The following is a 7,802-nucleotide window of genomic DNA, read 5'->3' as shown; positions in this document are numbered from 1 at the left end:
TTTTTATAATAATATTAGATTTCAAAAAAGGTTAAAAAATATGGCTCCAATTAAATATCGAAGCCATTTTTGTAATTCACAATGATATACCCCTTTTAACAATATCTACTTTTTAGGGGTCAGACCAAAATGCGAGGTCCTTTTAAAAAATAAATTATATATATTATAATAAACATTTAAAATTTATATTATAACTATTTTTTATTTCATATTCTCCAATACTCTTAGTACATCCTGTGGAAATCTATTAGTTTGTTGCATTAAAGCAATTGAAGTTTCATGTAATATTGATGTTCTTGCATACTCTGCCATTTCTAATGCTATATCAGAATCCCTTATTCTACTTTCTGCAGTTTCTAAATTGAATGAACTTCCACTTAAATTTTGAGCTGAAGTATCCATTCTATTTTGAATCGCCCCATATCTGCTTCTTACTGAGTTTATAATCTCTATTGAAGAATCTACAACTTTTAAATTTTCATCTAATTTATTTGTATTCGTTACATCTATATTTTTCAATGAATTTCCTTCTGAATCAATAAGCATACCTGTTGTAACATTAAATACAGGTATATTTATTTCTTCTTTAGCATTAGCTCCTACAACATGATTTAAATACTTAGGATAATCATTATTAGTAACTTTATCAGAATTTAACAATTTTACTCCATTAAACTCTGAATTATTTACTGTATAATCAATATGTTCCTTAAGCTGATTTATTTCCCCTTGAATTATATCTAAATCTTCATCATTTTGAACTCCTCCAGCTTGTACAGCTAATTCCTTAATTCTATTTAAAGACTCGCTAATTGTTGATATGGAACTATCCACCGTTTGCATCATAGAAATTCCATCTTGAAGGTTCCTTTCTGCCATTTGAAGCCCTCTTATTTGCATTCTAAGGCCTTCACTAACTCCAAGCTTATTAGGATTATCCTTAGCAGAATTAAGTTTACTTCCTGTAGTTATTCTATCTAGAGCTATAGATTGAGTAACTAGATTTTTTTTGTAATTTCTATATACATTTAAAGATTGCATATTTTGATTTAATCTCATAATATTTCTCCTAATTATACAAATTCAAATACTTATGTTTAAATTATCGTTACTTTTATAATTACCTTTACATAATTCTTAATATAATAAAATTACAAATATTTTAAAATTTTATTAAATCTTATATAAATGTAGGTATTGTAGTTTGACTCCTCTATATTTATTCCTACTTTTTTATATCTTGTAAAACTCTTTTAACTTTTTATCACCCAGTCTCTACCATATAATCTCTTCCTTTAATATTTGAGTAAATTTTTCCGATCCCTTTCCATTTAAATGAGAATAATCCCAAAAGTCATCATTTTCAAACAAATCACTATCAAAATAATCAACAACTTGAAAATCATATTTATTTTTTAATTTATCTAATATATTGTAAAATATATATTTTTTATTTATATTGAAGTTCTCTCTATAATATTTGCTTGTAGGGCATATTGCAATAATAGGAATTATACTATTTTCTTTTAAAAATACTATATATTCTTCTAATATTTTTTCATTTTCTTTTCTTGTCACTTCATAATCCATAGAGGAATTTTTTTGTGCTTCATAAATATCCTTAGTTTTATTTGAAACTAAAATTGTTTCCTCTTTCAATTTATTCATATCTATATATTCTTGAAATGTTATACCTTCTTCATAAAAAGATCTAATTATATCTAGTTCCATGAAGCTCTCATTATTATGATAATCTTCAAAGTAATTAATATATCTATGAATTCTATTCCTAGCATTTGTTTTAGTCATATCGTAATCAAAAGAATAATACCCCATATTTATAATTACATACTTCAAGTTATTTTTTACCTGTTTAAAATTAAATAAATACTTTATTAGTTTAAAATCATAGTATAAATCTTGAGATGAAAAAGAGAAATTAATAAAATTGTCATTAATATCTTCTTTTATTCCTACCTCTGCATAAGATAATCCAGTTATTATTCCATTAATTTCATTTCTTCTTAACATGTCCAAAATTTTATAGTCTAATCCTTCTATAACTGAGAGTTTGTAGTCTTCAAAGAAATAAGTATTTTTTTTATTATATTTTTTTATAGATTTTAGTATTTTATTTTTATCGATATCTTCAACTACAAAGATAAAATCGTATTTATAATTTTCTAGTTTTAAAATATACTCGTTATTATATAAAACCTCAGGATTTATAATCTTAACTACATTCCATCCATCAAATAATTCATCAAATTTCATACATCTATCATAATTTCCTAATAATATGACATCATATTTTTTTCTATTATATCCAATTTCATTCAACTTACTGTTTACTATTTCTTTATAATCATTATTTTCATTTACGATTCTAGCTATATTATATATAATTTTGGCTGCCTCTATCTCGTTATTTACTTCATATAAATATCCAAGATTATATATTAAATCAAAGTTAGTACATGATTTTTTAAGACCCTCATTTATTATATTTTTAGCCTCTTCCATTTTTCCTTCTAAAATTAATAAAATTGATTCAATTGAATATATCTCAATATCATCTTTAAATATTTCCTTATACTCTTTTAAATATTTCCTAGCTTCAATAAATAATCCATTACTGATTAGTATATTTATATTATTTTTTGCTTTATTTTTTAATTCTTTTAATTCTTCATTCACATTTATACCTCATAAAATTTAATATGTAATAATAAATATTCATAAATAGTGCTCTTAAATATATTCTCTATTTATTTTTCTAATTATAAAGATTTACCAACTTTCTTATTTATCTTTTATTTTCTCAAATCTATCTTTTGCCATCTTATATCCCTCATTATATGATACTTTATAATAATATTTAGCTCTATCTAAATTCCCTGTAGTTTCATAAAACACTCCTAAATTATAAGCAGCTTTAAAACTTCCTACACCTTTAACAATCTCATTTGCTGTACTTCCTATCTCTAGACATTTTAAATAACTTTCTTCAATTAAGTATAAATATTGTCCATATTCCATCACATTGGATAAAATTAAATTCATATAGAATATGCCACAAGAAAAATTAAAATCTGCATCATTTGAATATTGATTATAATATTTTTCAATAATATTTAGCCCAATATCAAATTTATTTATGTTTACTAAGTTATTCATGTATAGATTAATAAAACTTTTATTATATGAATAATTAAACTTAATATTTTTATAGCATCTTTCGAAATACATATCTGCCTCTTCATATCTTTTAGCTACATGTAATGTTCTTGCAATTTGATATAAAATATAATTATCATTACTATCACTTTCCAATTCCTTAAAAAGCAAATCTAAATTTCTTTTCGATTTATCTTTATTAAAATACCCACTATGAATTACTTCTAAATTAATATTCTTTCGCGTATACAAAGATTCCAATTGCTCGTGAATACACCCCTTATAAACTAACCCCTTCGGATAAAATCTAGATACATATTCAGTTGAAGATGTAATTTCATTGCCATCAATAAATTTACTCTCAATTTTAATTCTCCCTATACATCTTGGATTATTAATGGCAAAATCAATTAAATTCTGTTTTTCTCCAATATTAACTACTTCGTCTGCGTCCAATACTAATATCCAATCGCCAATACATTTCCCTGCTGCAAAATTTCTAGCCATTGAAAAATCATTACACCATCGAAATCCATATACTTTAGCTCCCATTTTTCTTGCTACTTCTATTGTGCCATCTTGGGATCCAGTATCTACGACTATTATTTCATCCACCAAATTCTTTACACTTCCAAGGCAGTCCTCCAAAACTTTCGCTTCATTTTTAACTATCATAGCTAATGATATTTTCATAAATTACTCCTTTCATTATTTATTTTATATGAAAAAAACAGGCAAACTAAATGAATACCTGTTTCAAATGTCTTCATAATTACTTAGTTTGGAGCTCTAATATTTTTCTATCTATAACAGCTAATATATCTTCTTCTACATATTGATTTCTTGATAATTTATAATTAAATATAGCTCCCACTTTATCTCCAAGCATTTCTAATATACAAGCTTTATTATAAATTAAATCACTATTATTTCCGTTAATAATAAGCCCATAATTAACTTCTTCTAAAGCTTTATTATAATCTGTACTAAGAAAATATATAGCTGAAGTTATTGTAAAAAATTCTGCATCTGTAATATATTTATATTCAGGCATATTTCGCAGTTCATTTAAAATATTAATTGCTTCTTCAATATTAGAGTCTAATAATACTTTTAAATTTTCCTTTAGTTTTATTATCCAATTATTAAACTCTATTATCTTTTTATTTTCTTCTATTACTTTAATAGCATTTTCTTTAGAAGATAAAGAAAACATTTCCACACTTATATCATCAATATATAGATTATTATCTAAAATATTTAAATAGTTATTTAAAAACTCAATACTCTTATCATATTTTTTTATTTTATTTAAGGATAATCCTTTTAAATAAATACAATCTAAGAAGTAAGGAAATGCTTTCAAAACATCATTACAAATATCTATAGTTTTTATAAATTCATTATTCAGGTAATAAGTTTGTGCTGCCGTCCTATAATACATTAATGATTCTTCATCAATTTTTTTGATATTAGTTTTAAATATCTATCAACTTGATACCTAGAATCTTCAAAATTTCCTATTGAATTATAACTCTTAGCAAGTTGAAACATATAATAGTAATTGCTAGGATTTTTAGATAGTTCTTTTTTCAATATAGTTGCTGTCCTATTAAACTTAGCTAACCTTTTCGTATCATCCATTATATATCCAAAATGGTTTATTTGAATATCTGTAAATTTTATAGGATTAGTAAAAATAGGTTGATTATGAATAGCCCCAATATATTTAAAATTTCCATCATTTTTAAATATCAAAGGAAATTTTAAATCTGAATATTCTTTTAAATTTTCATTTAAATAATTTCTTAATTTTATATATATGGTATTATAATTCCTATATTCTTTACTCTTAAAAAGATTAATAAGATCATTAATGCTATTCGTATCTACACATTGATCAGCATCTTGAATAAATATATACTCACCATTAGCCTTGGAAATACTATAATTTCTCGCCATAGAAAAGTTGTCTTGCCATTCAAAATCATAAATATTATCTGTGTACTTTCTACATATCTCTATAGTTTTATCTGTAGACCCAGTATCAACAATCACTAATTCTGCAATACCATTTTCTATTAATGGGTTCATACTCTTCAAGCAACTATCTATATATTTTTCCTCATTTTTAACAATCATGCAAATACTTAAACTTAGATTTTTTTTCATATCTATCTTCCTTATTAAAATAATCTATTTTTATATAATATCTATTTTTTCTTTCAATCTAATTATATTATTATTGACTTCCTCTAAATTTATCTTTTCAGTTTGTATATCTAAAATATCATAATAAATAGATAATGCCGATATATTTTTATTATTTGTCTCATAAATATAAGCTAAATTATATAATAAATCTATATTTTGCGAGTAATATTTTAACCCATTTTTTAAGATATCTTCTGCTTCTTTTATTTCATTTGAATAGAACTTCAGGGTTGACTTAATAGATAGTAATTCAACATCTTGCTTAAGATTATATAGTTCTTCCAATTGATTCAATACATCTATTGCCTCTATAAGCATATTATTATTTATTAAAGTGATTATATTCTCTTTAATTTTTCCTATATCACTCTCTGTTATCAAATTATTGTCTTCTTTATGTTCTAATATTAAAGAATCTTTTATTATAGATATCAAATTACTAAACTCAGGCTTTATAGTAACTGCTTCTTTTAATACAGAAATTGCTTTCAATATATCTTTTTCTTTAATAAACTTATTGAAGTTATTGATTTTGTTTGAAAATTCTCTATCATCCTTGAGAATACTATCCTCAATATTTTCAACTATTAATATGTACTTATACATTAAAGCTATCATCTTTTCTTTATTAATTAAATAAGAATTGATTATCATATCACTTTTTTCAAGTAAATATCCTATTATATAGATAATCTCATTTCTGTAATTACATCCAACTATATCTTCAATAGATGAATTATTTAAAGTATCAATTAAAGATTCAATACAATTTTCTATTTTTATTACATTATTTAATTTTGAGTTTTCCTCTATGAAACTTAATAAGTTTTTAAAACTGCTATACTCTTCGAAACTAATCTTTTTCTTTACTATTTCTCTTTGTTCATCATCTAAATTCAATTTTTCTATAAGCGAATTCTCATCTATATTTTTTATACTACCAATTGTTTTTGAAAGTAAGTAATTAAGTAATATAATTTCATCTTCTTCTTTTAATTTTTCAATTAAATTATTTATAGAATATATATCTTCTTTTAAAATATTTACTTTTAATATTTCTCCAATCACTAGCATGTATGTTTCTTTATCTTCATTTATCTTATTTATGTATTCTTCTATATTTTCTAATTGATTTATCTTAATTTTAAGCCTTAAAAGTTCTCCAATAACATTAAACTTATGTCCATAAGAAAATACTTCTAATCCATTAGTGCTCGCATATTTTTCATATTTAAATGTATTTAAATAATTTAAATACATTTTCAAATTATAAACCGCTCTATCAATATCTCCTTCAATAAGATAGCATTTTCCCATTAGATAGTAGCAATCTATTAATTCTTCGTCTAATTCTTTCAATTTTTCACAATAATAAATACACTTATCATATTCCTTTGAATTAAAGTATATTATTGTGGCATTATGATAATAATTTATTCTTAAACTTTCATTAATTTTCTCATACTCAATTAACGAAAGATATTTTTCTAATTCAATTATTGCTTCCTTAGTATCTCCATGCATCTCATAACTTCTACTAAGTTGATATATATAATAAATATTATTTGGATCTTTTTTTAATTCACTCTTTAATAGTGTAGCTGTTCTTTTAAACTTTTTTTCTTTTATATCTTCAGTCATTATGTATCCATAATGCATCATGTATATTTCTAAATTCTTTATAGGTTCTTTATATATTGGCTGATTATGTATTTTACCTTCATATCTAAATGTTCCATCATTTTTAAATATTAAATTCAACGAAAAATAGGTATATTCACTTAAATCTTCTTTTGTAAAGTTTTTATATACTAATGAATATGTATTAAAATTCTTATATTCATTGCTACTAAAAAGTTGTATTAATTTATTAACCTCATTTTCTTCCATCTCTTGATCTGCATCCATTATAAATATGTACTCACCTTTAGCAAGAGAAATACTGTAATTTCTCGCTTCCGAGAAATTATTATTCCATTCTTTAAAATATACTTTGTTTGTATATTTTTTAGCTATTTCAATAGTCTTATCAACTGAACCTGTATCAACTATTATTAACTCTGCTAAGTTTAAATCAAGTAATGGCTTTAAGCTTTTTAAACAATTATCAAGGAATTTTTCCTCATCCCTGACTATCATACATATACTAAGCTTATAGCTATACTTATTTTTTAATTCCTCGATATGCTTATTTGCTTTTTTCATTAATATTACTCCTTAAAGTATAATTTAAAAGAGGGACCTAAGCCCCTCCTAAAAATAATTATTATCTTAATAATTGTAAAACACCTTGTGGTTGTTGATTAGCTTGAGCAAGCATAGCTTGTGCAGCTTGTTGTAATATGTTGTTCTTAGAGAAATTCATCATTTCTTTAGCCATATCTACATCTCTTACTCTGCTTTCTGCTGCT

8 protein-coding genes are annotated in these 7,802 nt (G+C 23.6%); 1 reads left to right on the top strand and 7 read right to left on the bottom strand.

Annotated elements, in window-relative coordinates; all coding sequences use genetic code 11:
- On the top strand, positions 1-85 hold an 85-nt coding region (locus J7M87_RS20445; RefSeq protein ID WP_365844351.1), incomplete at its 5' end, for an IS3 family transposase.
- Between the two features lie 116 nt (positions 86-201).
- Here J7M87_RS20445 and J7M87_RS13735 read toward each other — a convergent pair.
- The 7 genes from J7M87_RS13735 to J7M87_RS13705 form a co-directional block, all read right to left on the bottom strand.
- Positions 202-1,059: a flagellin gene (locus tag J7M87_RS13735; RefSeq protein WP_291651650.1), complete on the bottom strand. Its 858-nt coding sequence runs from the start codon at positions 1,057-1,059 to the stop codon at positions 202-204.
- Positions 1,060-1,275: 216 nt separating this feature from the next.
- Positions 1,276-2,697: a hypothetical protein gene (locus J7M87_RS13730; RefSeq protein WP_291651648.1), complete on the bottom strand. Its 1,422-nt coding sequence runs from the start codon at positions 2,695-2,697 to the stop codon at positions 1,276-1,278.
- A gap of 105 nt (positions 2,698-2,802) precedes the next feature.
- On the bottom strand, positions 2,803-3,870 hold the full coding sequence (locus J7M87_RS13725) for a glycosyltransferase family 2 protein (RefSeq protein WP_291651646.1): 1,068 nt from the start codon (positions 3,868-3,870) through the stop codon (positions 2,803-2,805).
- Between the two features lie 79 nt (positions 3,871-3,949).
- Positions 3,950-4,621 (bottom strand): hypothetical protein, encoded by a 672-nt coding sequence (locus J7M87_RS13720; protein WP_291651644.1) that lies wholly within the window; start codon positions 4,619-4,621, stop codon positions 3,950-3,952.
- A complete protein-coding gene (locus J7M87_RS13715) occupies positions 4,621-5,349 on the bottom strand; it encodes a glycosyltransferase family 2 protein (protein WP_291651643.1) in 729 nt (242 codons plus the stop codon). The genes J7M87_RS13720 and J7M87_RS13715 overlap by 1 nt, the downstream gene beginning before the upstream one ends.
- A gap of 30 nt (positions 5,350-5,379) precedes the next feature.
- Positions 5,380-7,596 (bottom strand): glycosyltransferase, encoded by a 2,217-nt coding sequence (locus J7M87_RS13710; RefSeq protein WP_291651641.1) that lies wholly within the window; start codon positions 7,594-7,596, stop codon positions 5,380-5,382.
- A 61-nt stretch (positions 7,597-7,657) separates the two neighbouring features.
- The coding region (locus tag J7M87_RS13705) for a flagellin (protein WP_291651652.1) at positions 7,658-7,802 on the bottom strand (145 nt) is incomplete at its 5' end.

The organism is Clostridium sp., from assembly GCF_017888565.1.
Lineage (GTDB): Bacteria > Bacillota > Clostridia > Clostridiales > Clostridiaceae > Clostridium.
Note: the sequence above shows the minus strand (reverse complement) of the source record. Positions and strands in the feature narration are given on the sequence as shown.